A 19,615-nucleotide genomic window follows, 5' to 3' on the forward strand; every position below is an offset into this window, starting at 1 on the left:
GCGGTCACGGGCACCTGTCGCGGGCCGCTACGGTGGTCGCGTGCTCGACGTCGTCCCTCCCCGCTCCCCCTCCACCCTCCCGGGGTCCCCCCGGCCGTCGGGGCGCCGGCTCGTGCGCGCCCTCGCGGTGCCCGCGCTGCTCGGCGTCGTGGCCGCCACCGCCGCGTGCGCGCCGCGCGTCGGCGTGCCCGTGGCGGACGACGCCCAGAACCCGCTGTGCGCGGACGTCGTGCTCGCGCTGCCCGACTCGCTGGGCGAGGACCTGCCGAAGGTCGGCACGACGAGCCAGGCCACGGCCGCGTGGGGCGAGCCGGGTGCCGCGGTGACGCTGCGGTGCGGCGTCGAGGTGCCCGGGCCCACGACGACGACGTGCCAGAGCGTCGTGTCCGAGGGGGGCAGCGTCGACTGGCTCGTCGTGGAGGACGAGGGCACGTGGTCGTTCACGACCTACGGGCGCGACCCCGCGGTGCAGGTCGTCGTCCCGCCCGCCGTGACGGAGGGGCACTCGACGTCGTTCATCGCGGACCTGGGCCGCGCGGTCATGGAGGTCCCGCAGACGCGCGCGTGCGTCGGGGCGGGCGACGCCGGCTGAGCCGGCGCCCGTCCCGAGGCGGGCCTCCGGCCCGTCTCCGGCGCGCTCAGCGCAGGCCGGTGGGCCGCTCGAGCGCGAGGGCGACGAGCTCGTCGATGAGGTCGGGGTAGCTGAGCCCCGACTTCTCCCACATGCGGGGGTACATCGAGAACGGCGTGAAGCCGGGCATGGTGTTGATCTCGTTGACGACGACCTGCTCGTCGGGCGTGACGAACACGTCGACGCGCGAGAGGCCCTCCGCGCCGACCGCCTCGAACGTGCGGACCGCGATCTCGCGCACGCGCTCGACGAGGTGCTCCGGCAGGTCCGCCGGGCACGACAGCTCGACCCCGGCCTCGTCGAGGTACTTGGCCTCGAAGTCGTAGAAGTCGTGCTGCTCGCCCGTGACGACGATCTCCCCCGGCAGGGACGCCCGGGGGCGCCCTCCCCCGCGGCCGCCGAGGACGGCGCACTCGATCTCTCGGCCGACGACGCCGGCCTCGACGACGACCTTCGGGTCGTGCTCCTGCGCCGCCGCGATCGCCGCGGGAAGGTCGGCGAGGTCGTCGACCTTGGAGATGCCGAGGCTCGACCCGGCGCGCGCGGGCTTGACGAAGACGGGCAGGCCGAGCGCGGCCACCGCCTGCGTCACGGCCTCCGGGTCGCGCTCGAACGCCCCCGGCTTGACGACGGTGTACGGCGCGATCGGCAGGCCCTCGCCCGCGAGCACGAGCTTCATGAAGTGCTTGTCCATGCCGACCGCCGACGCGAGCACGCCGGCGCCCACGTAGCGCACGTCCGCGAGCTCGAGCATGCCCTGGAGGGTGCCGTCCTCGCCGTAGGGGCCGTGCAGGAGCGGGAAGACGACGTCGACCTCGCCCAGCACGCGCGGCACCTCGCCCGGCGCGAGCACGCGCAGGTCCCGACGGCCGGTCGACAGCGGGAGGAGGACCTCCTCGCCCGTCGGCTCGACCTGCGGCAGCCGGCCCGCGGTGATCTCCCAGCGCGCGGGCTCGTCGGCCGCGAGGACCCACTCGCCCGACGGCGTGATCCCGACCGGGACGACGTCGTAGCGCGACCGGTCGATGGCGCGCAGGACGCCCGCGGCGGTCGCGGCGGAGATGGCGTGCTCGCCCGAGCGCCCGCCGAACAGCACGAGGACGCGGGGCTTGCGGGGGGCGCCGGTGGGGTGCTCGTCGGTGGACGGCACGGACCGGTCGGGGCTCTGGCTGGACATCGCCGACGACCCTACCGGACGCCTGCTCGCGCGCGGACGCGCGCCGGTGCGAGATCCCGGGAACGATCCGGGAGGCTCCGGCGTTGGGAGTGCCGTGGAAGACACGACTCTCGAGGCCCCCGCGGCCGACGACCCCGACCATAGTCCCGGCCGCACCGGCCCCGGCAGCGAGCGGACGCACCCACGCGTCCCCGACGACCGAAGGGCGGTGCGGGCACGATGACGACCTTCCTCTCCCTCCTCCTCGGGCTCCTCGTGGTCCTCGCGATCACGGCGGCGACGGCCTACTTCGTCGCGCAGGAGTTCGCCTACATGACCGTCGACCGCTCCCGGCTGGGGGCCAAGGCGGAGGCCGGCGACGAGTCGGCACGGCGCGCGCTCGCCGTCACCCGGCGCACCTCCTTCGTCCTGTCCGGCGCGCAGCTCGGCATCACGGTGACGGGCCTGCTCGTCGGGTACGTGGCCGAGCCCCTCATCGGCCGGTCGCTGGGCACCATGCTCGGCGGCGTCGGCGTCCCGACGGGCGTCGGGGTCGCGGTGGGCACCGTCCTGGCGCTCGTGCTGTCGACGATCGTCCAGATGCTCTTCGGCGAGCTGTTCCCCAAGAACCTCGCCATCGCGCGGCCCGAGCCGCTCGCGAAGGGCCTGGCGCGCTCGACGTCGGCGTACCTCACGGTGTTCGGCTGGCTCATCGCGGTGTTCGACAAGGCGTCCAACGCGCTGCTGCGGATGCTCAAGATCGAGCCCGTCCACGACGTCGACAACACCGCGACCGCGCGCGACCTCGAGCACATCGTGGCCGACTCCCGCGAGAGCGGGGACCTGCCCGACGAGCTGTCCGTGCTCCTCGACCGCGTGCTGGACTTCCCGCAGCGCGACGTCGAGCACGCGATGATCCCGCGCTCGCGCGTGGGCACCGTCCGGCCCGAGGCGACCGTCGCCGAGGTGCGCGAGCTCATGGCCCGGGCCCACACGCGGTACCCGGTGGTCGACGACACGGACCAGCCGCTCGGCGTCGTCCAGCTCTCCGACGTCCTCGCGACCGACCTGCCCGCGGACGCACCCGTCACGGCGCTCATGCGCCAGGCCGTGGTGCTGCCGACGGCCATGACGCTCCCGGACGCCCTCGCGCAGCTCAACTCCACGCGCAACCAGCTCGCGTGCGTCATCGACGAGTACGGCGGCTTCACCGGCGTGCTCACCGTCGAGGACCTCGCGGAGGAGCTCGTCGGGGAGATCACCGACGAGCACGACCCCGAGCAGCCCGCCACGGTCACGGCCGAGGAGGACGGCGTGTGGGTCATGGGCGGCGACGTCCACGTCGACGAGGCGGAGCGCGCCCTCGGGCACGACCTGCCCCGTGGCGACCACGAGACCGTCTCCGGCCTCCTCATCGCCCAGCACGGCGCCCTGCCGCGCGCGGGCGACCAGATCGAGGTGCCCCTCCCCGACGACCCGGCCGACCTCGTGCACGACGAGCCGGTGCACCGTGCGCTCCTCGTCGACGTCCTGTCGGTCGAGCGGCACGTGCCGCGCCTCGTGCGCGTGCGGCTCGTCGAGCGGCGCGGCGACGTCCCCGTCGACGTCATCGTGCACCCGACCGCACGCGAGGCTGCCCGCCCGACGGACGCAGCGGAGGAGACCCGATGAGCAACCCCTGGGTCGTCGTCACGGCGACCGTCGCGATCATCGCGCTCAGCGCGTTCTTCGTCGCCGTGGAGTTCGCGCTCCTCGGCGCCAAGAGGCACCGCCTCGAGGACGCCGCGCCCACGAGCCGCGCCGCGCGCGCCGCGCTGCGCAGCTCGAACGAGCTCACGCTCCTCATGGCCGGCGCCCAGCTCGGCATCACCGCGTGCACGCTCGCGCTCGGTGCCATCACCAAGCCCGCCGTCCACCACTGGCTCACACCCGTCTTCGAGACGTGGGGCGCACCCCTGTGGGCCGCGGACGTCGCGGGCTTCGTGCTCGCGCTCATCGTGGTCACGTTCCTGCACCTCGTCATCGGCGAGATGGCCCCGAAGTCGTGGGCCATCGCCCACCCCGAGCGGTCGGCCACGCTCCTCGCGCTCCCGATGCGCGGGTTCATGTGGGCGTTCCGCCCGCTGCTGCGTTGGCTGAACGAGCTCGCGAACCGCTGCGTGCGGGCCGTGGGCGTCGAGCCGGTGGAGAACGTCGAGGTGGGCGGGCAGGACGCCGCGACCCTGCGGCACCTGGTCGAGCACTCGGCGAACGTCGGTGCGCTCGAGGCGTCGTACCGCGTGCAGATCTCGGGCGTGATCGAGCTCGAGACCCTCACGGTCGACGCGCTCGTCCCGACCGGGAGCCGACCGACGTCGGTGCCCGCCGACGCGACCGCGGCCGACGTGCGGCGCGCGTCGGCCCGCTCGGGCCACCTGCGCATCCTCGTCCAGAACGGGAGCGTGGTCCCGAAGGTCGTGCACGTGCGCGACACGCTCCTCGAGCCGGACGACCGGCCCGCCAAGGAGCTCGCGCGGCCGGGGTTCGTCCTGGAGTCCGGCACCACGGTGCACGCCGCGCTCGCGCGCATGCGCGAGTCGAGCGAGCAGCTCGCGGTCGTCATGGACGGCGAGCGGTTCGTCGGCGTCGTGACGCTCGCCGACGTCCTGCGCCGCATCCTCCCCCACCCGGAGGACCCGGTGCCCGTCCTCGTGGGCTGACGGCCGGCCACCGGCCGCCGTACGGTGGAGGGGCCCCGGCGACGCACGTCGCCGGGGCCCCTCGCCGTCCACCCTCCACCGTCCGTCCCGAGACCGAAGGCAGGCCATGCCCACGCCCGTCCCGTCCCCCGCCCCCTTCCCCAAGCCGCGCACGCTGCTCTCCGACGACGTGCTGGAGCAGATCCGCGGCCGGGCTGCGGGCTACGACCGCGACAACGCGTTCTTCGCCGAGGACCTCGCGGCGCTCACCGAGGCCGGGTACCTGCGCGCGCTCGTGCCGGAGTCGTTCGGCGGCGCGGGCCTCGGCCTGCGCGAGGTGGCGCACGAGCAGGCGCGGCTCGCGGGCGCAGCCCCCGCGACCGCCCTGGCCGTGAACATGCACCACGTGTGGACGGGCGTCGCGCGCTACCTCCACGAGCGCGGCGACGCGTCGCTCGACTGGCTGCTCGAGGAGGCCGGCCGCGGCGAGGTCTTCGGCTTCGGCTACTCCGAGGGCGGCAACGACCTCGTGCTGCTGGGCTCGCGCACCGAGGCCCGCCCGGACGAGCGGGGCGGGTACACGTTCCACGGCCGCAAGATCTTCACCTCGAACTCGCCCGCGTGGACGCGGCTCGGCGTGCTGGGGCTCGACACCCAGTCGCGCGACGCCCCGCGCCTCGTGCACGCGTTCGTCCCGCGCGACGCCGGGGTCCAGGTGCTCGACGACTGGGACACGATGGGCATGCGCGCGTCGCAGTCGCGCTCCACCGTGCTCGACGGCGCGTTCGCCCCCGTCGAGCGGGTCGTCCGGCGCCTCCCGCCGGGCCCGACGCTGGACCCCCTCGTCGTCGGGATCTTCACGACGTTCGAGACGCTGCTCGCGTCGGTGTACACGGGCATCGCGGAGCGCGCGCTCGAGCTCGGCGTCGCCGCGGCCCGCCGTCGCACCTCGATGAAGAACGACGGTGCACCGCTCTCCGAGGACCCGGACATCCGCTGGCGACTCGCGGACGCCGCGCTCGCGCTCGACGCCGTCTGGCCGCAGATCGACACCGTCGCGGCCGAGCTCGACGCCCTCGTCGACCGTGGCGCGGGCTGGTTCCGCGCGACCGCGGGGCTCAAGGTGCGCGCGACGGAGACGGCGAAGACCGTCGTCGACCAGATGGTGCGGGTCGCGGGCGGGTCCAGCTACTTCGCCGGCAACGAGCTCGGCCGCCTCTACCGCGACGTCCTCGCCGGGATCTTCCACCCGTCCGACGACGAGTCCGCCCACTCGACCGTCGCCCAGTCACTCCTCGGCCCCCTCGCCTGACCGCCCCACCCGCCCGCCCCGCCGGACGCCGAGCAGGTGGTCCTGGTTCGTCCCGGCCGCAGGACGAGCCAGGACCACCTGCTCGACCGACCGTGACCGCCTGGTCGCGCGGTCAGGTGGCGGTCGCCCGGGGCACTCGTCGCGCGGCCGGGCGTACGCTGCCGCCATGACCGACCCGCACGTGCCCGACGCCCTGTCGCCCGCGACCGTCGCCGTCGCCGCAGGGCGCCCCGAGCGGTCGCAGGGCGCGCCCGTGAACCCCCCGATCGTGCTGTCCTCGACGTACGTGTCGCAGGGGGTCCAGCAGCCGGGCGAGCTCCTGTACACCCGCATGGACACCGAGACGTGGCACCCCTTCGAGGAGGCGCTCGCCGCGCTCGAGGGCGCGGAGCACCCGGGCGTGGTGTTCGGCTCCGGGATGGCGGCGATCGCCGCGGTGTTCTCGTCCGTGCCCGCGGGCGGGAAGGTCGTGCTGCCGCGGCACGCCTACCAGGTGTCGCTCGGCTTCGCGGACGACCTCGCGGCCCGGGCCGGCGTCGAGGTCGTGCGCGTCGACGTCGCCGACACCTACGAGGTCGTCGCGGCCCTCGACGGCGCGTCGCTCCTCCTCGTCGAGTCCCCGACGAACCCCATGCTCGAGGTCGCCGACCTGCCCGCCCTCCTCGCGGCGGCGCGCGAGCGCGGGGTCCTCTCCGCCGTCGACAACACGTTCGCGACGCCGCTGGGTCAGCAGCCCCTGGCGCACGGCGCGGACGTCGTCGTGCACTCGGTGACGAAGTACCTCGCCGGGCACTCCGACGTCGTGCTCGGGGCGGCCGTCGCGCGTACCCCGGAGCTCACGACGGCGCTGCGTGCCTACCGCACGCTCCACGGCTCGATCCCCGGGCCGTTCGAGGTGTGGCTCGCGCTGCGCGGCCTGCGCACGCTCGCCCTGCGCGTCGAGCGCTCCCAGCAGAACGCGGCGGAGCTCGCGCGCCGGCTCACCGAGCACCCGGACGTCGTCGAGGTGCGGCACCCGAGCCTGCCGGACGACCCCGGCCACGAGCGCGCGACGCGCCTCATGACCGGGTACGGCTCGATCCTCGGCGTCCGCCCGCGGGGCGGCGCGGCAGGCGCGGACGCCGTCGTCGCGGCGGTCCGGCTGTGGGTGCCCGCGACGAGCCTCGGCGGCGTCGAGTCGAGCCTCGAGCGCCGACGCCGGTTCGCGACGGAGTCGCGCACGGTCCCGGAGGACCTGCTGCGGCTCTCGGTGGGCGTCGAGGACGTCGAGGACCTCTGGCGCGACCTGGACCGGGCGCTGCGCAGCGCGGTCGGCTGACGTCGATGCACGCGGCGGCGCTCGATCGGCACGCGGTCGGACACGCGTGCCCGGCTTCGCACCCGCACGCCCCGACGCCGCCTCAGAGCAGGTCGTCCTCCGCCTGTTCGACGAGGCCGCTCCACCACGAGTCCGGCCCGGTCGCGGCGCGGTCGATGGCGCCCAGCCTCTGACGGAGCGTCCTCAGCCGAGCGCGGTGCGAAGGAGCCCTGCGTCCGGACGGGCGGGAGGGAGGACGGACCTCCCCCGCCCGGAAGGCACGGAGACGCTCCGCGGCCTGCTCGGCCGTCATCGTCGTCGGCCCCGGAGCAGGCGGCCCGGAGCTCAGGTACTCCGCGAACGCCTCCAGGAACCCCTCGGTGGCACCCCGGTCGCGGTTGAGAGGGGACGAGTCTCCCGTCGCGACGTCCCGCACCCAGGTCGACCCGTCCTCGTGCTCCACGACCACGAGCTCCCCGTCGTGGACGGTGCCGATCTCGCGGGTCCCGGAGACGGCGTCCGTCCTGGGTGCCACCGGGTGCAGGCGGAAACCGAACGGGTGCTCGTCACGCACGCCCAGGGTCCTCTCCGCGCAGGCCGTGACGGCTCCGCGACACGGGAGTCCGCGCAGCCTGGCGCGCGTCCGTGCCCGGCACCGCGGTGGCACCAGGGTGCTGCTCCCGGGGCACGTAGAAGACTCCGCCGTCCAGGTCGACGTCGAACGGTCGACCCTCCGCCGGGCGCTGGACGACGTCGAGCCGCTGACGTTCCTTCTCCTCGGTGAGGTGCGTGCGGCTCGGCTGGAAGATCTCGACGATCTCGCCGAACATGCCGGACGACGCGCTCTCCCCCGTCCCCTCGGAACGCCGAGCACGCGCCTCCGCCCCGGACGTGAAGCGGACGATCCCCACCACGACCAGTCCCGTGAGCGCGACCGCGAAGAACGCACCGCCGATCCCCTGCAGCATCCCCCGAGGGTAGCGGCAGGGACGCCGCCGGGACAGGGAGCCCGAGGTGCGAGACCGGGCCGTGACACGACCGTCGCCGGACCGTGGCCCACCCGCCGCGCGCGCGTGATCCGGCCTTCCTAGGATCAGGGCCATGACGACACGACGAGCGGTGCGGACGCGGCGGGCACGAACGACGGGCGGCGCGGCGACCGGCCGGCCGGCGGCAGTCGCCGTCGGGCTGCTCGTCCTCGCCCTCGCCGCGTGCAGCCCCGGCGGGACGGACGAGTCCCCCTCGCCGTCGAGCACCGCGACGAGCGCGTCGCCCAGCCCCACCGACTCCCCGACCACCCAGGAGCCCGGCACGGAGCCGACCGACGACGCGTCGACGCCGTCGGACGACGCGACCGAGGCGCCGCTGCCGTTCCCCGCGAACACCGACCCAGACACGCAGGACCCGTCCGCGGACGCCGCGCTCACGGTGACGGACGTCCGCGTCGGCCACCACGACGGGTTCGACCGGGTCGTGTTCGAGCTCGGCGGCACGGGCACCCCCGGGTGGCGGGTGGAGTACGTCGACCAGCCGGTCGACGACGCCAGCGGCAACGTCGCGACGGTCGACGGCGACGCCTACCTGCAGGTCATGATCTCCGGCTCGGGATACCCGACGGACACCGGCGTCGACCTGTACGCAGGCCCCAACCCCGTCCGGGCGGGGGACGACGGCGAGGTCGAGGAGGTCCTGCTGCGCGGCGTGTTCGAGGGGTACACGCAGGCTTTCGTCGGGGTCGACGACGAGCGGCGCCCGTTCCGGGTGTTCTCGCTCGAGGACCCGGCCCGCGTCGTCGTCGACGTCCGCGACGACGGCTGACGGCCCGCCGCAGCAGGCCGAGGGCCTCAGCGCTCCGCCGCGACGCCCTCGGCCTTCTGCGGCCGGGACAGCAGGCCGCGCGCCATCTCGTCGACGGGCATGCCCTCGTGGAGCACCGCGACGACCCCTGCCGTGATGGGCATGTCGACGCCGACCTTGCGCGCGAGCTCGAGCACCGAGCGGCACGACTTCACGCCCTCCGCGGTGCCGCCGGTCGCGGCGATCGCGTCGTCGAGGCTCAGGCCCTGACCGATGTGCTTGCCGAGCGTGTGGTTGCGCGAGAGCGGCGACGAGCATGTCGCGACGAGGTCGCCCATGCCCGCGAGGCCGGGGAACGTCTCGGCGTCGGCGCCGAGCGCGAGCCCGAGGCGCGTGATCTCGACCAGGCCGCGGGTGATGACGGTGGCCGTCGTGTTGTAGCCGAAGCCGCGGCCCTGGGCGATGCCGACGGCGAGCGCGATGACGTTCTTCACCGCGCCGCACAGCTCGACGCCGACCACGTCGCGGTTGGTGTACGGGCGGAAGTACGACGACGAGCACGCGCGCGCCACGTAGCGGGCTACGTCGTCGTCGACGCACGACACGACGGTCGCGGTCGGCTGCCGGTGCGCGATCTCGCGCGCGAGGTTCGGCCCCGAGACGACGGCGACGCGCTCGGGCGGCAGGCCGAGCGACTCCGCGACGACCTCGCTCATGCGCCGGTCGGTGCTCAGCTCGACGCCCTTCATGAGCGACACCGCGACGGCGTCGGGCGCCACGTGCGGGCGGAGCTCCGTGAGCGTGTCGCGCGCGACCTGGGACGGCACCGCGACGACGACGAGTCCGGCGCCCGCGAGCGCCTCGGCCGCGTCGGTCGTGGCCCGGATGCCCTCCGGCAGGTCGATGCCCGGCAGCCGCTTCTCGTTGCGGCGGGCCGAGTTCACCTGCTCGGCGACCTCCGCGTCACGGCCCCAGAGCCGCACCTCGCACCCGGCGTCGGCCAGCACGGCGGCGAACGTGGTGCCCCAGCTGCCGGACCCGAGGACGGTGGCGACGATGCGCTCGGCGCTCACGCGCGGTCCTCCGTCCCGGGCCGACGGCGCAGGTCGAACCGCTCGGCGGGCGCCTGCTCCCCGCGGATCTCCTCGAGCTGGCTCGTGATCGCGGCCATGATGCGCTCGGTCGCCTCGCGCAGCGTCGCGGTGTCCTGCGGACGGTCGTAGAGGTCGGAGAGGTCGACGGGCGGCCCGGCGTGGACCGCGACCCGCTTGGGCGGGATCGGCTTGAACACCTTGCCGTAGGGCGCCAGGAGCCGGTGCGCGCCCCACTGGGCGATGGGGACGACGGGAGCCCGGCTCGTGAGCGCGAGGCGCGCGACGCCCGTCTTGCCGACCATGGGCCAGCCGTCCGGGTCGCGCGTGAGCGTGCCCTCGGGGAAGAACACGACGCACTCGCCCTCGTCGAGCCGCGCGGTGGAGTCCACGAGCGACTGCGCGGCGCCCGCGGTCCCGCGGTGCACGGGGATCATCCCGGTGCGGGTGAGGAGGCCGCCGAGCACGGGCACCTTCCAGAGCGAGGCCTTCGCCGTGATCTTGGGGGCGCGGCCCTGGTCGTAGAGGAAGTGGGCGAGCGTCACCGGGTCGACCTCGGTGACGTGGTTCGCCGCGGCGATGAACCCGCCGTCGGGCAGGTTCTCGGCACCCCGCCAGTCGCGTCGGGTGATCGCGAACAGGATCGGGCGCAGCAGGAACGCCAGGGTCTTGTACGCGCGCGGGGTCTGGGGCTGGCTCGGCACGGTCACCGAGCCTACCGGGCGGAGCCCGCCCTCAGATCCAGCCGTGCCGCCGTGCGGCGTGCGCGGCCTCGTGCCGGTTCGCGGCGCCCAGCTTGGCCGCCGCGGACGAGAGGTAGTTGCGCACCGTGCCGGGCGCGAGGTGGGCGCGCGTCGCGATCTCCTCGACGGGGGCGCCGTCGGCGGCGAGCTCGAGCACGTCGGCCTCGCGCGGCGTGAGCGGGCTCGCGCCCGCGGCGATCGCCTCGGCGGCGAGCTCCGGGTCCACGTACCGGCCGCCGTCGCGCACCTGGCGCACGACGTCCGCGAGGACGCGCGCCGAGACGGTCTTCGGCAGGAAGCCCCGCGCCCCCGCCTCGAGCGCGCGCTTGAGGTAGCCCGGGCGGCCGTGGCTCGTGACGATGACGACGCCGCACGACGGCAGCTCGCCGGCGAGCCGCTGCGCGACCTCGACGCCGTCGAGCCCCGGCATCTGGAGGTCGAGCACGGCGACGTCGGGCCGGAGCTTGAGCGCGGCGGCGACGGCCTCGGGGCCGGACGCCGCCTGCGCCACGATCTCGAGGTCGTCCTCGAGCGCGAGGAGCGACGCGACGGCGTCGCGGATGAGGTTCTCGTCGTCGGCGAGGAGGATGCGGATCACGCCGGGGTGGTCCTCTCGGGGAGCGGGGACGGGGACGAGCGGTGGGGCCGGGTGGCGTCGGGCACGCGGGCCACGAGCCCGAAGCGGCCGTCGTCGACCCACGTCTCGAGGCGACCGCCGGCGCCCTCCAGCCGTTCGCGGAGCCCGACGAGGCCCGACCCGCCGCCGGTGCGCGGCGTCGTGGGGACGCCGTCGTTGACGACCTCCACGACGCTCCATGCGCCGTCGCGGTGGACGGTGATGATGCACGTGCGCGCGGTGGAGTGGCGCACGACGTTCGTGACGGCCTCCCGGACCGCCCACGCGAGGGCCTCCTGCGCGTCCTCGCCGACGGGGGTCTCGTCGCCGTGCACGGTCGTCTCGATCCCGGCGGACCGCAGGACGGACCGCGCGCCGGCCAGCTCGGCGCCCAGGTCGGCCGTGCGGTAGCCCGCGACGACGGCGCGCACCTCGCGCAGCGCGTCCTGCGCGATGCGGCGGACCTCGAGCATCTGCTCCTCCGCGCCGGGACGGCCGCGGGCCGCGAGCTCCGCGGCGAGCTCGCTCTTCACGGCGACCACGGACAGGGTGCGCCCGAAGACGTCGTGCAGGTCGCGCGAGAACCGCAGCCGCTCCTCGGCGACGGCGAGGCGGGCGTGGAGCACGCGCGTGCGCTCCTGCTCCCACACGACGCCGAGCATCCAGACCGAGGCGCGGTACGAGCCGAAGACGCCGAGCAGCATGATGAGGACCGAGAGGCCGAGGCCCACCGCCATGCCCACGGTGGTCGCGGTCAAGGGCCCGGTGCCGACCCACACGGAGCACCCGGTGACGGCGCCGAGGACGAGCGCGACGAGCGCGATCCGCCGGAAGGTGAGCAGGGGCACGAGCGCGAGCACCCCGAAACCGAGCCCCATGAGCATCGCGTAGTAGCGACCGCTCGCGGCGACGTCGTCGGCGCCGTCCACGGGGAAGGTGCCGACGGCGAGCGCGGCGACCGCGAGCGAGAGAACCCCGAGGAGCGTGAGCAGCACCGGGTGGACGCGGCGCCCCCCGAGGAAGTGCCCGATCCCGGCGCGCAGCGTCAGGAGGCAGACCACCGTGTGCACGAGGACGAGCGGCAGCCAGAACCGCGCCACCGACGGCTCGAACGTCCGGTCGCTCCCGATGAGGGCCAGCGCGAGGAACGGCTCGGTCCCCGAGAGGAAGTAGAGCGACCATCGGGTGTAGGAGTCGAACCGCTCGGGGCCGGTCCGACGGCTCCACACGTCGAGGAACGTGCGCGGTCGGGTGATCACGACGCCCAGCCTCGCACGCGGACCGCGTGCGAGGCCGTGACAGTCGTCATGAGGTGGGTGCCCAGGGCACCCGCGGCGGCGTCAGTCCCGGCGGACGTCCGCGCCGAGCGCGACCAGCTTGTCCTGGAAGTTCTCGTAGCCGCGGTCGATGAGGCTGATGCCGCGCACCGTCGACGTGCCCTTCGCGGCGAGCGCGGCGATGAGGTGGGAGAAGCCGCCGCGCAGGTCGGGCACCTCGATGTCGGCCGCGGTGAGCGGCGTCGGGCCCGAGATGACCGCGGAGTGGTGGAAGTTGCGCTGCCCGAACCGGCAGTCGCGCCCGCCCAGGCACTCCTTGTAGACCTGGATGGTCGCGCCCATGCCGCGCAGCGCGTCCGTGAAGCCGAAGCGGTTCTCGTAGACCGTCTCGTGCACGATCGACAGGCCCTTCGCCTGCGTGAGCGCGACGACGAGCGGCTGCTGCCAGTCCGTCATGAAGCCCGGGTGCACGTCCGTCTCCAGCACGATCGGCGACAGGTCGCCGCCCGGGTGCCAGAACCGGATGCCGTCGTCCTGGACGTCGAACCGGCCGCCGACCTTCCGGAACGTGTTGAGGAACATCATCATCTCGGGCTGCGTCGCGCCCTTGACCGTGATGTCGCCGCCCGTCGCCAGCGCGGCCGACGCCCACGAGGCCGCCTCGATGCGGTCGCCGAGCGCGGTGTGCGTGTAGCCGTCGAGGCGGTCGACGCCCTCGATGCGGATCACGCGGTCGGTGTCGACCGAGATGATCGCGCCCATCTTCTGGAGCACCGCGATGAGGTCCATGATCTCGGGCTCGATCGCGGCGTTCGCGAGCTCCGTGATGCCCTCGGCGCGCACGGCCGTCAGCAGGAGCTGCTCGGTCGCGCCCACGGACGGGTACGGCAGCGCGATCTTCGTGCCCTGGAGGCGGCGCGGGGCGCGGATGTGGATGCCGTTCTCCCGCTTGTCCACCACCGCGCCGAACTGGCGCAGGATGTCCAGGTGGTAGTTGATCGGCCGGTCGCCGATCCGGCAGCCGCCCAGGTCGGGGATGAACGCCTCACCGAGACGGTGCAGCAGCGGGCCGCAGAACAGGATGGGGATGCGGCTCGAGCCCGCGTGCGCGTCGATGTCCGCGACGTGCGCCGACTCGACGTTCGACGGGTCCAGGTCGAGGATCCCCGCGTCCGGGTCGGACTTCACGGTCACGCCGTGCAGCTCCAGCAGCCCCGTCACGACGCCGACGTCGCGGATCTGCGGCACGTTGCGCAGCACGCTCGGCGACTCCCCCAGCAACGACGCCACCATCGCCTTCGACACGAAGTTCTTCGCGCCGCGCACGGTGATCGTCCCGTCCAGCGGGGTCCCGCCGTCGACGTACAGCACATCCTTCATGAGCTCTGGTCGCCCTCTCGCCAAGCCGGTGGTCGTGGTGCCCCTGCGGGCAGGGGCCCGCGTGCGGGGCCGCGGACGGCCGTTCCGCGCGCGCGGGTCCCGTGCGTGCCAACGTGCGGCACCCGGAGATTATTCACCCCCTGCGGGGGTGCTCGCCGCCGAGCCGACGGCGGCGGCCGTCCCCGACACGTTACTCCCCGGTACGTCCCCGCGGGACGAGCGCCCAGAACCGCGAGGTAGAGCCCCGGTCGCGCGAGGGAGAGGCGTGGTCGTGACCACACCTTTCCCTCGGCGGACGGGGCTCTACCTCGGCGGACCGGGGCTCTGCCTCGGCGGGGTGGGTGGCCGGGTCAGACGGCGGTCGCGTCGAACGCCGCGACGTACCGGTCGATCTCGGCGAGGTAGGCCGCGCGCTGCGAGTCGCCCAGCCACGACGCCTCGAACGAGTTCCTCGCGAGCTGCACGACCTCCTCCGTCGTGAGACCGGCCGCCTCCGCGAGCGCGACGTAGTTCTCTGCCACGTAGCCGCCGAAGTACGCCGGGTCGTCGGAGTTCACGGTGACGCGCACGCCCGAGCGCAGCAGGCCCGCGATCTCGGTCGCCTTCATGTCGTCGGTCACGAACGAGTTCGAGATCGGGCAGGTGGTGAGGCCCAGCCCGCGCTCGCGCACGACGTCGACGAGCGCCGGGTCCTCCACGACGTTCGTGCCGTGGTCCACGCGGTCCACGCCGATCTCGTCGAGCACGGTCCGGATGTTGTCGATGCTGCCGACCTGGTCGATGTCGCAGTGCATCGTCAGCCGGTAGCCGAGCTCACGGGCGCGCGCGAACACGTCGGCGAACTTCTGCGGCGGGTTGTCACGCTCGTCGGAGTCGAGCCCGACGCCCAGGATCTTGTCGCGGAACGGCACCGACGCCTCGAGCGTCTCGGCCGCGCTCTGCGCGGAGTGGTCGCGCAGGAAGCACAGGATGAGGTGCGCGTCGATGCCGTGCTTGCTCGGCGCCTCGGCCGCGGCGCGGTGGTACCCGGTCACGACCGCCTCGAACGGCACGCCGCGCGACGTGTGCGCCTGCGGGTCGAAGAACATCTCGGCGTGCTTCACGCCGTCCGCCGCCGCGCGCGCGAGGTAGGCGTCGGCGAGCTCGTAGAAGTCGTCCGCGGTCTGCAGCACCTCCATCGCGGGGTAGTACACGGCGAGGAAGCTCGTCAGGGAGTCGAACGCGTACGTCGCGCGCACCTCCTCCACCGTCGACTGGCCGATGTCGATGCCGTTGCGCTGCGCGAGGCGCAGCTTGAGGTCGGGCTCGAGCGTGCCCTCCAGGTGCAGGTGCAGCTCGGCCTTCGGCAGGCCGGTGACGAACTCGCGGGTGGGCGTCGTGGGCGCGGGCATGGGTCTCCTTCTCGGGTCGGTGTCCCCCGGGACCATCTTCTCCCAGGCACGACGACGGCGGCGCACCCGGGTGGGTGGCCGCCGCCTGGTCGCGCCGGGGACGAGCGCCGTCAGAGCAGCCGGCCGCCGGTCACGCCGATGCGGTCGCCCGTGATGTAGCTCGACTCCTGCGAGGCGAAGAACACGTACGCCGGCGCGAGCTCGGCGGGCTGCCCGGCGCGGCCGAGCGGCGTGTCGGCGCCGAACTGCTCGACCTTCTCCTCCGGCATCGTGGCCGGGATGAGGGGCGTCCAGATCGGCCCGGGCGCCACGGCGTTGACGCGGATGCCCTCGGGCGCGAGCTGCTGCGCCAGCCCCTTGGTGAAGTTGAGGATCGCCGCCTTGGTGGTGGCGTAGTCGAGCAGCGGAGGGCTCGGGTCGAACGCCTGCACGGAGGTGGTGTTGATGATCGTGCCGCCGCGGGGCAGGTGGTCCAGCGCCGCCTGCGTGATCCAGAACAGCGCGTAGACGTTGGTCTTGCAGACGCGGTCGAGCTGCTCGGTCGTGATCCCCCGCAGGCCCTCGTCCTGCGCCATCTGGTACGCGGCGTTGTTCACCAGCACGTCGAGCCCGCCGAGGCCCGCGACGGCGTCCGCGACGAGCTGCCGGCAGAACTCCTCGTCGCGGATGTCGCCGGGCAGCAGCACGGCCGTGCGGCCCGCGTCCTCGACCCACCGGGCCGTCGTGCGGGCGTCCTCCTCCTCTTCCGGGAGGTACGAGATCGCGACGTCCGCGCCCTCGCGCGCGAACGCGATCGCGACCGCCCGGCCGATCCCCGAGTCGCCGCCGGTGATCAGCGCCCGCTTCCCGTCGAGCCGGCCCGACCCCCGGTAGGTGGTCTCCCCGTGGTCCGGCTCCTGCGACATGTCGCCCGTGCGTCCCGGCGGCTGGAGCTGGTCCGCGGGCTGCTCCGGCTGCGGCTCCTGCGTCGTGGGGTCCTGCGGCGTGGTCTGGTCGGACATGTGGCAACTCCCCTGTCGTCGTTCGGCGGAACGTCCAGCATGAGGGCGTCCGCGCGCGCTCGCAGCGCGCCGCCTGCGGGACGCCCGGCGCCCGGGCTGCGGAGAACCGCGACGGCGGACGGCGGACGGCCGCTCAGGAGTCGTCGCGCAGCGCGGACGGCTTGTGCACGGCGTCCTTGCCGCTCGCGTCGCTCCGGACGCGGTACTGCGGGTCGTCGTCCGACGCGCGGACGGTCCGGCCTGCTGCCTCCGTGTCCTCCGTGATCTTCTCGACCACCTCGCCGTGCACGGTGTGCCCGTGGCTCGACCAGGTCACGTCGTCGCCCGTGCCGAACCTCTGCTCGCTCATGGGACAACTGTGCGCCGTGCTGACGGCCCTCGCAGCGGGGCCGAGCGCCCGCGGCGGCACGTCCCGGTGGGCACGCCCCCCGGGGCACCGGGACGCTCGGCCGCCGGTACGTCGTCGGCCCGCGGCGGGACGCACGAAGGCCCGGACCTGCGGAGCGCAGGTCCGGGCCTCGGCACCAGTGGCCGCCCGACCGGGCGACCGCCCGGTCAGAAGTTGATCATGTGCCCCGCGAGGCCGTGGATCGACTCCTGGACGGCCTCGGACAGCGTCGGGTGGGTGTGCACGTTGCGCGCCACCTCGTTGACCGTGAGGTCCCACTTCTGCGCGAGCGTGAGCTCGGGCAGCATCTCGGAGACGTCGGGGCCGATGAGGTGGCCGCCGAGGAGCTCGCCGTAGGTCTCGTCGGAGATGAGCTTGACGAAGCCGACCGGGTCCCCGAGGCCGTGCGCCTTGCCGTTCGCCATGAACGGGAACGACGCGACCTTGACCTGGTAGCCCTCGTCGCGCGCCTGCTGCTCGGTGAGGCCGAAGCTCGCGACCTGCGGCTGGCAGAACGTCGCGCGCGGCATCATGCGGTAGTCGCCGAGCGTGAGCGTCTCGGCGCCGCCGATGGTCTCGGCCGCGACGACGCCCTGCGCCTCCGCGACGTGCGCGAGCATGAGCTTCGCGGTGACGTCGCCGATGGCGTAGATGTGCTCGACGTTGGTGCGCATGACGTCGTCGATCGCGATGGCGCCGCGCTCGGTGAGCTGGACGCCGGTGTTCTCGAGGCCGAAGCCCTCGACGTTCGGTGCGAAGCCGACGGCCATGAGGACCTTGTCGACGACGAGCTCGCCCGGCTTGTCGTCCTTGACGCCCTTGTAGCTGACGGTGACGCCGTCGGCGCCGTTGTCCTTGACCGTCTGGACGGCGGTCGAGGTGAGCAGGTTGACGCCGAGCTTCTTGTACTGCTTGGCGATCTCCTTCGACACGTCGGCGTCCTCGTTGGGCAGCGCGCGGTCGAGGAACTCGATGATCGTCACGTCCACGCCGTAGTTCTTGAGGACGTAGGCGAACTCCATGCCGATCGCGCCCGCGCCGACGATGGCGATGGAGCGCGGCAGGTCGCGGGTGAGGATCTGCTTCTCGTACGTGACGACGTTCTCGGACAGCTCGACGCCCGGGAGCAGGCGCACCTTCGAGCCGGTCGCGATGATGACGTTGTCGAACGTCACCTGGTCGGTCGAGCCGTCGGCGAGCTTCACGTCGAGCGTGTGCGCGTCGCGGAACGTGCCGCGGCCGTCGTACTCGGTGATCTTGTTCTTCTTCATGAGGAAGTGCACGCCCTTGACGCGCCCCTCCGCGACGGTGCGCGAGCGGTCGAACGCCGCGCCGAAGTCGAAGCTGACCTCTCCGGAGATGCCGAAGGTCTTCGCGTCGTGCTGGAAGATGTGCGCGAGCTCGGCGTTGCGCAGGAGCGCCTTGGACGGGATGCAGCCCACGTTGAGGCACACCCCACCCCAGTACTTCTCCTCCACGACCGCGACCGACAGACCCAGCTGGGCTGCACGGATCGCGGCCACGTAACCACCGGGACCTGCACCGAGGACGACGACGTCGTAGTGGGATGCCATGGCCTCAAGCCTACTGGCGCAGCATCGGCCGTGGCGCGCCCGCGTGCGCGACGTCCGCCACACCGCCGGGGCGCCGAGCACGGGGTGGGCGACCGGAATCGCCTCGATCCGGTCGCCGGTCCCGTGCTCGGCGCCCCAGCGCCGGCGGGTGCGGTCCAGCGACGCGTGGTGGGGGCGGGGTCGCTACGATGCTGCGGCCGCGTCCACTCGACCAGCGGCCCGTGCGCGGCGACACGGGCCGGCGCACGGAGCACCCACCCATGGCTTTCGGACTCGCTGCCCTCCTGGACGACATCGCGGCGTTCGCCAAGCTCGCGGCCGCCTCGATCGACGACGTCGGCGCCGCCGCCGGGCGTGCGAGCGCGAAGGCGACGGGCGTCGTCATCGACGACACCGCCGTCACGCCCCGCTACGTCGAGGGCCTGGCGGCCAAGCGCGAGCTGCCGGTCATCAAGCGCATCGCGACGGGGTCGCTGCGCAACAAGCTGCTCTTCATCCTCCCGGCGATCCTGCTGCTGAGCCAGTTCCTGCCCTTCCTGCTCACGCCGCTGCTCATGCTGGGCGGCACGTACCTCGCGTTCGAGGGCGCGGAGAAGCTGTGGGAGCTCGTCTCGGGGCGCCACCACGCCGAGGTCGAGACGAAGACGGAGAAGAAGGCGGTCGACGAGGACTCGGTGGTGTCGAGCGCGGTCCGCACCGACTTCATCCTCAGCGCGGAGATCATGGTCATCGCGCTCAACGAGGTCGCGTCGGAGAACTTCTGGTCGCGTCTGATCATCCTCGTGATCGTCGCGATCCTCATCACGGTCCTCGTGTACGGCGTCGTGGCGCTCATCGTGAAGATGGACGACATCGGCCTGCACCTCGCGAAGCGTGACACGCCGTGGGTCCAGTCGTTCGGGCGCGGGCTCGTGGGCGCGATGCCGAAGGTCATGTCCGTCATCTCGATCGTCGGGATCGTCGCGATGCTCTGGGTGGGCGGGCACATCCTGCTCCAGGGCACGTACGACCTCGGCTGGCACGGCCCGTACGACGTCGTGCACCACCTCGAGCACGCGGTGACCGGGGTCGCGGGCGTGGGCGGGTTCCTCGGCTGGCTCGTCAACACGGCGTGCTCCGCCGTCGTCGGGATCGTGGTCGGCGGCATCGTGGTCCTCGTGGCGCACCTGATCCCGCGCCGCAAGCACGGCGAGCCCGCCGCGACCGAGCCGACGACGCCGGACGGCCCGGCACCGACCGCCGGCTGAGCCCACGCCGGGCCGAGCGGCCTGGTTGGATGAGGC

19 protein-coding genes are annotated in these 19,615 nt (G+C 73.7%); 7 read left to right on the forward strand and 12 right to left on the reverse strand.

From position 1 onward, the window contains the following. Positions 1 to 40: 40 nt before the first annotated feature. Entirely contained in the window at positions 41 to 592 is a 552-nt protein-coding gene (locus tag AC3WT4_RS03445) for a DUF3515 family protein (protein WP_286186075.1), read from the forward strand. Positions 593 to 638: 46 nt separating this feature from the next. Here the strand turns inward: AC3WT4_RS03445 and AC3WT4_RS03450 are convergent, their stop codons facing one another. Then, positions 639 to 1,808 (reverse strand): D-alanine--D-alanine ligase family protein, encoded by a 1,170-nt coding sequence (locus AC3WT4_RS03450; RefSeq protein ID WP_074809813.1) that lies wholly within the window; start codon positions 1,806 to 1,808, stop codon positions 639 to 641. 219 nt (positions 1,809 to 2,027) lie between these two features. On the opposite strand from AC3WT4_RS03450, the gene AC3WT4_RS03455 reads away from it, so the two are divergent. The 4 genes from AC3WT4_RS03455 to AC3WT4_RS03470 all read left to right on the forward strand — a co-directional run bounded on the left by AC3WT4_RS03455 (position 2,028) and on the right by AC3WT4_RS03470 (position 7,095). Continuing rightward, on the forward strand, positions 2,028 to 3,458 hold the full coding sequence (locus AC3WT4_RS03455; RefSeq protein ID WP_492314724.1) for a hemolysin family protein: 1,431 nt from the start codon (positions 2,028 to 2,030) through the stop codon (positions 3,456 to 3,458). Next, entirely contained in the window at positions 3,455 to 4,486 is a 1,032-nt protein-coding gene (locus AC3WT4_RS03460) for a hemolysin family protein (RefSeq protein ID WP_074809815.1), read from the forward strand. Before AC3WT4_RS03455 ends, AC3WT4_RS03460 begins: the two co-directional genes overlap by 4 nt. 106 nt (positions 4,487 to 4,592) lie before the next feature. Further along, complete coding sequence (locus tag AC3WT4_RS03465; RefSeq protein WP_492314725.1) at positions 4,593 to 5,777, forward strand: acyl-CoA dehydrogenase family protein; 1,185 nt, start codon at positions 4,593 to 4,595, stop codon at positions 5,775 to 5,777. Positions 5,778 to 5,943: 166 nt separating this feature from the next. Next, positions 5,944 to 7,095, forward strand: coding sequence for a trans-sulfuration enzyme family protein (locus AC3WT4_RS03470; protein ID WP_492314726.1), 1,152 nt, complete (start codon positions 5,944 to 5,946; stop codon positions 7,093 to 7,095). Positions 7,096 to 7,177: 82 nt separating this feature from the next. Here the strand turns inward: AC3WT4_RS03470 and AC3WT4_RS03475 are convergent, their stop codons facing one another. Beyond that, a complete protein-coding gene (locus AC3WT4_RS03475; protein ID WP_108049840.1) occupies positions 7,178 to 7,648 on the reverse strand; it encodes a hypothetical protein in 471 nt (156 codons plus the stop codon). After that, entirely contained in the window at positions 7,641 to 8,042 is a 402-nt protein-coding gene (locus AC3WT4_RS03480; RefSeq protein WP_108049842.1) for a DUF6191 domain-containing protein, read from the reverse strand. The genes AC3WT4_RS03475 and AC3WT4_RS03480 overlap by 8 nt, the downstream gene beginning before the upstream one ends. A gap of 133 nt (positions 8,043 to 8,175) precedes the next feature. On the opposite strand from AC3WT4_RS03480, the gene AC3WT4_RS03485 reads away from it, so the two are divergent. Continuing rightward, on the forward strand, positions 8,176 to 8,892 hold the full coding sequence (locus AC3WT4_RS03485; RefSeq protein ID WP_492314727.1) for an AMIN-like domain-containing (lipo)protein: 717 nt from the start codon (positions 8,176 to 8,178) through the stop codon (positions 8,890 to 8,892). Between the two features lie 26 nt (positions 8,893 to 8,918). On the opposite strand, the gene AC3WT4_RS03490 is transcribed toward AC3WT4_RS03485, so the two are convergent. From AC3WT4_RS03490 to lpdA, 9 genes are all read right to left on the reverse strand, one after another. Then, complete coding sequence (locus AC3WT4_RS03490) at positions 8,919 to 9,944, reverse strand: NAD(P)H-dependent glycerol-3-phosphate dehydrogenase (RefSeq protein ID WP_492314728.1); 1,026 nt, start codon at positions 9,942 to 9,944, stop codon at positions 8,919 to 8,921. Beyond that, a complete protein-coding gene (locus AC3WT4_RS03495; protein ID WP_209829723.1) occupies positions 9,941 to 10,666 on the reverse strand; it encodes a lysophospholipid acyltransferase family protein in 726 nt (241 codons plus the stop codon). Before AC3WT4_RS03495 ends, AC3WT4_RS03490 begins: the two co-directional genes overlap by 4 nt. Positions 10,667 to 10,697: 31 nt before the next feature. Further along, positions 10,698 to 11,303, reverse strand: a complete 606-nt coding sequence (locus AC3WT4_RS03500) for a response regulator transcription factor (RefSeq protein ID WP_043654878.1) — start codon at positions 11,301 to 11,303, stop codon at positions 10,698 to 10,700. After that, positions 11,300 to 12,580, reverse strand: coding sequence for a sensor histidine kinase (locus AC3WT4_RS03505; RefSeq protein WP_492314729.1), 1,281 nt, complete (start codon positions 12,578 to 12,580; stop codon positions 11,300 to 11,302). Before AC3WT4_RS03505 ends, AC3WT4_RS03500 begins: the two co-directional genes overlap by 4 nt. Positions 12,581 to 12,661: 81 nt before the next feature. Then, positions 12,662 to 13,978 carry a UDP-N-acetylglucosamine 1-carboxyvinyltransferase gene (murA, locus tag AC3WT4_RS03510; protein ID WP_021481138.1) on the reverse strand — a complete coding sequence of 439 codons (1,317 nt, stop codon included), beginning with the start codon at positions 13,976 to 13,978 and terminating at the stop codon, positions 12,662 to 12,664. Positions 13,979 to 14,328: 350 nt separating this feature from the next. Then, the gene (locus AC3WT4_RS03515) at positions 14,329 to 15,369 is read right to left on the reverse strand and encodes an adenosine deaminase (RefSeq protein WP_074809821.1); all 1,041 of its coding nucleotides are present in this window, start codon (positions 15,367 to 15,369) and stop codon (positions 14,329 to 14,331) included. A gap of 110 nt (positions 15,370 to 15,479) precedes the next feature. Beyond that, complete coding sequence (locus AC3WT4_RS03520) at positions 15,480 to 16,370, reverse strand: SDR family oxidoreductase (protein WP_492314730.1); 891 nt, start codon at positions 16,368 to 16,370, stop codon at positions 15,480 to 15,482. A gap of 133 nt (positions 16,371 to 16,503) precedes the next feature. Next, positions 16,504 to 16,719, reverse strand: coding sequence for a hypervirulence associated TUDOR domain-containing protein (locus AC3WT4_RS03525; protein ID WP_074809823.1), 216 nt, complete (start codon positions 16,717 to 16,719; stop codon positions 16,504 to 16,506). Between the two features lie 206 nt (positions 16,720 to 16,925). Beyond that, positions 16,926 to 18,332: a dihydrolipoyl dehydrogenase gene (gene lpdA / locus AC3WT4_RS03530; RefSeq protein WP_074809824.1), complete on the reverse strand. Its 1,407-nt coding sequence runs from the start codon at positions 18,330 to 18,332 to the stop codon at positions 16,926 to 16,928. 260 nt (positions 18,333 to 18,592) lie between these two features. On the opposite strand from lpdA, the gene AC3WT4_RS03535 reads away from it, so the two are divergent. Then, positions 18,593 to 19,579: a DUF808 domain-containing protein gene (locus AC3WT4_RS03535; protein ID WP_492314731.1), complete on the forward strand. Its 987-nt coding sequence runs from the start codon at positions 18,593 to 18,595 to the stop codon at positions 19,577 to 19,579. Positions 19,580 to 19,615 lie beyond the last annotated feature (36 nt).

Source organism: Cellulosimicrobium sp. EB106-03-01-XG111 (assembly GCF_058792115.1).

Coding starts and splice junctions, on each gene's coding strand:
- AC3WT4_RS03515 (WP_074809821.1), bottom strand. CDS start 15,369: ATGCCCGCGCCCACGACGCCCACCCGCGAGTTCGTCACCGGCCTGCCG.
- AC3WT4_RS03485 (WP_492314727.1), top strand. CDS start 8,176: ATGACGACACGACGAGCGGTGCGGACGCGGCGGGCACGAACGACGGGC.
- AC3WT4_RS03525 (WP_074809823.1), bottom strand. CDS start 16,719: ATGAGCGAGCAGAGGTTCGGCACGGGCGACGACGTGACCTGGTCGAGC.
- murA (WP_021481138.1), bottom strand. CDS start 13,978: ATGAAGGATGTGCTGTACGTCGACGGCGGGACCCCGCTGGACGGGACG.
- AC3WT4_RS03470 (WP_492314726.1), top strand. CDS start 5,944: ATGACCGACCCGCACGTGCCCGACGCCCTGTCGCCCGCGACCGTCGCC.
- lpdA (WP_074809824.1), bottom strand. CDS start 18,332: ATGGCATCCCACTACGACGTCGTCGTCCTCGGTGCAGGTCCCGGTGGT.
- AC3WT4_RS03455 (WP_492314724.1), top strand. CDS start 2,028: ATGACGACCTTCCTCTCCCTCCTCCTCGGGCTCCTCGTGGTCCTCGCG.
- AC3WT4_RS03460 (WP_074809815.1), top strand. CDS start 3,455: ATGAGCAACCCCTGGGTCGTCGTCACGGCGACCGTCGCGATCATCGCG.
- AC3WT4_RS03535 (WP_492314731.1), top strand. CDS start 18,593: ATGGCTTTCGGACTCGCTGCCCTCCTGGACGACATCGCGGCGTTCGCC.
- AC3WT4_RS03465 (WP_492314725.1), top strand. CDS start 4,593: ATGCCCACGCCCGTCCCGTCCCCCGCCCCCTTCCCCAAGCCGCGCACG.
- AC3WT4_RS03480 (WP_108049842.1), bottom strand. CDS start 8,042: ATGCTGCAGGGGATCGGCGGTGCGTTCTTCGCGGTCGCGCTCACGGGA.
- AC3WT4_RS03520 (WP_492314730.1), bottom strand. CDS start 16,370: ATGTCCGACCAGACCACGCCGCAGGACCCCACGACGCAGGAGCCGCAG.
- AC3WT4_RS03450 (WP_074809813.1), bottom strand. CDS start 1,808: ATGTCCAGCCAGAGCCCCGACCGGTCCGTGCCGTCCACCGACGAGCAC.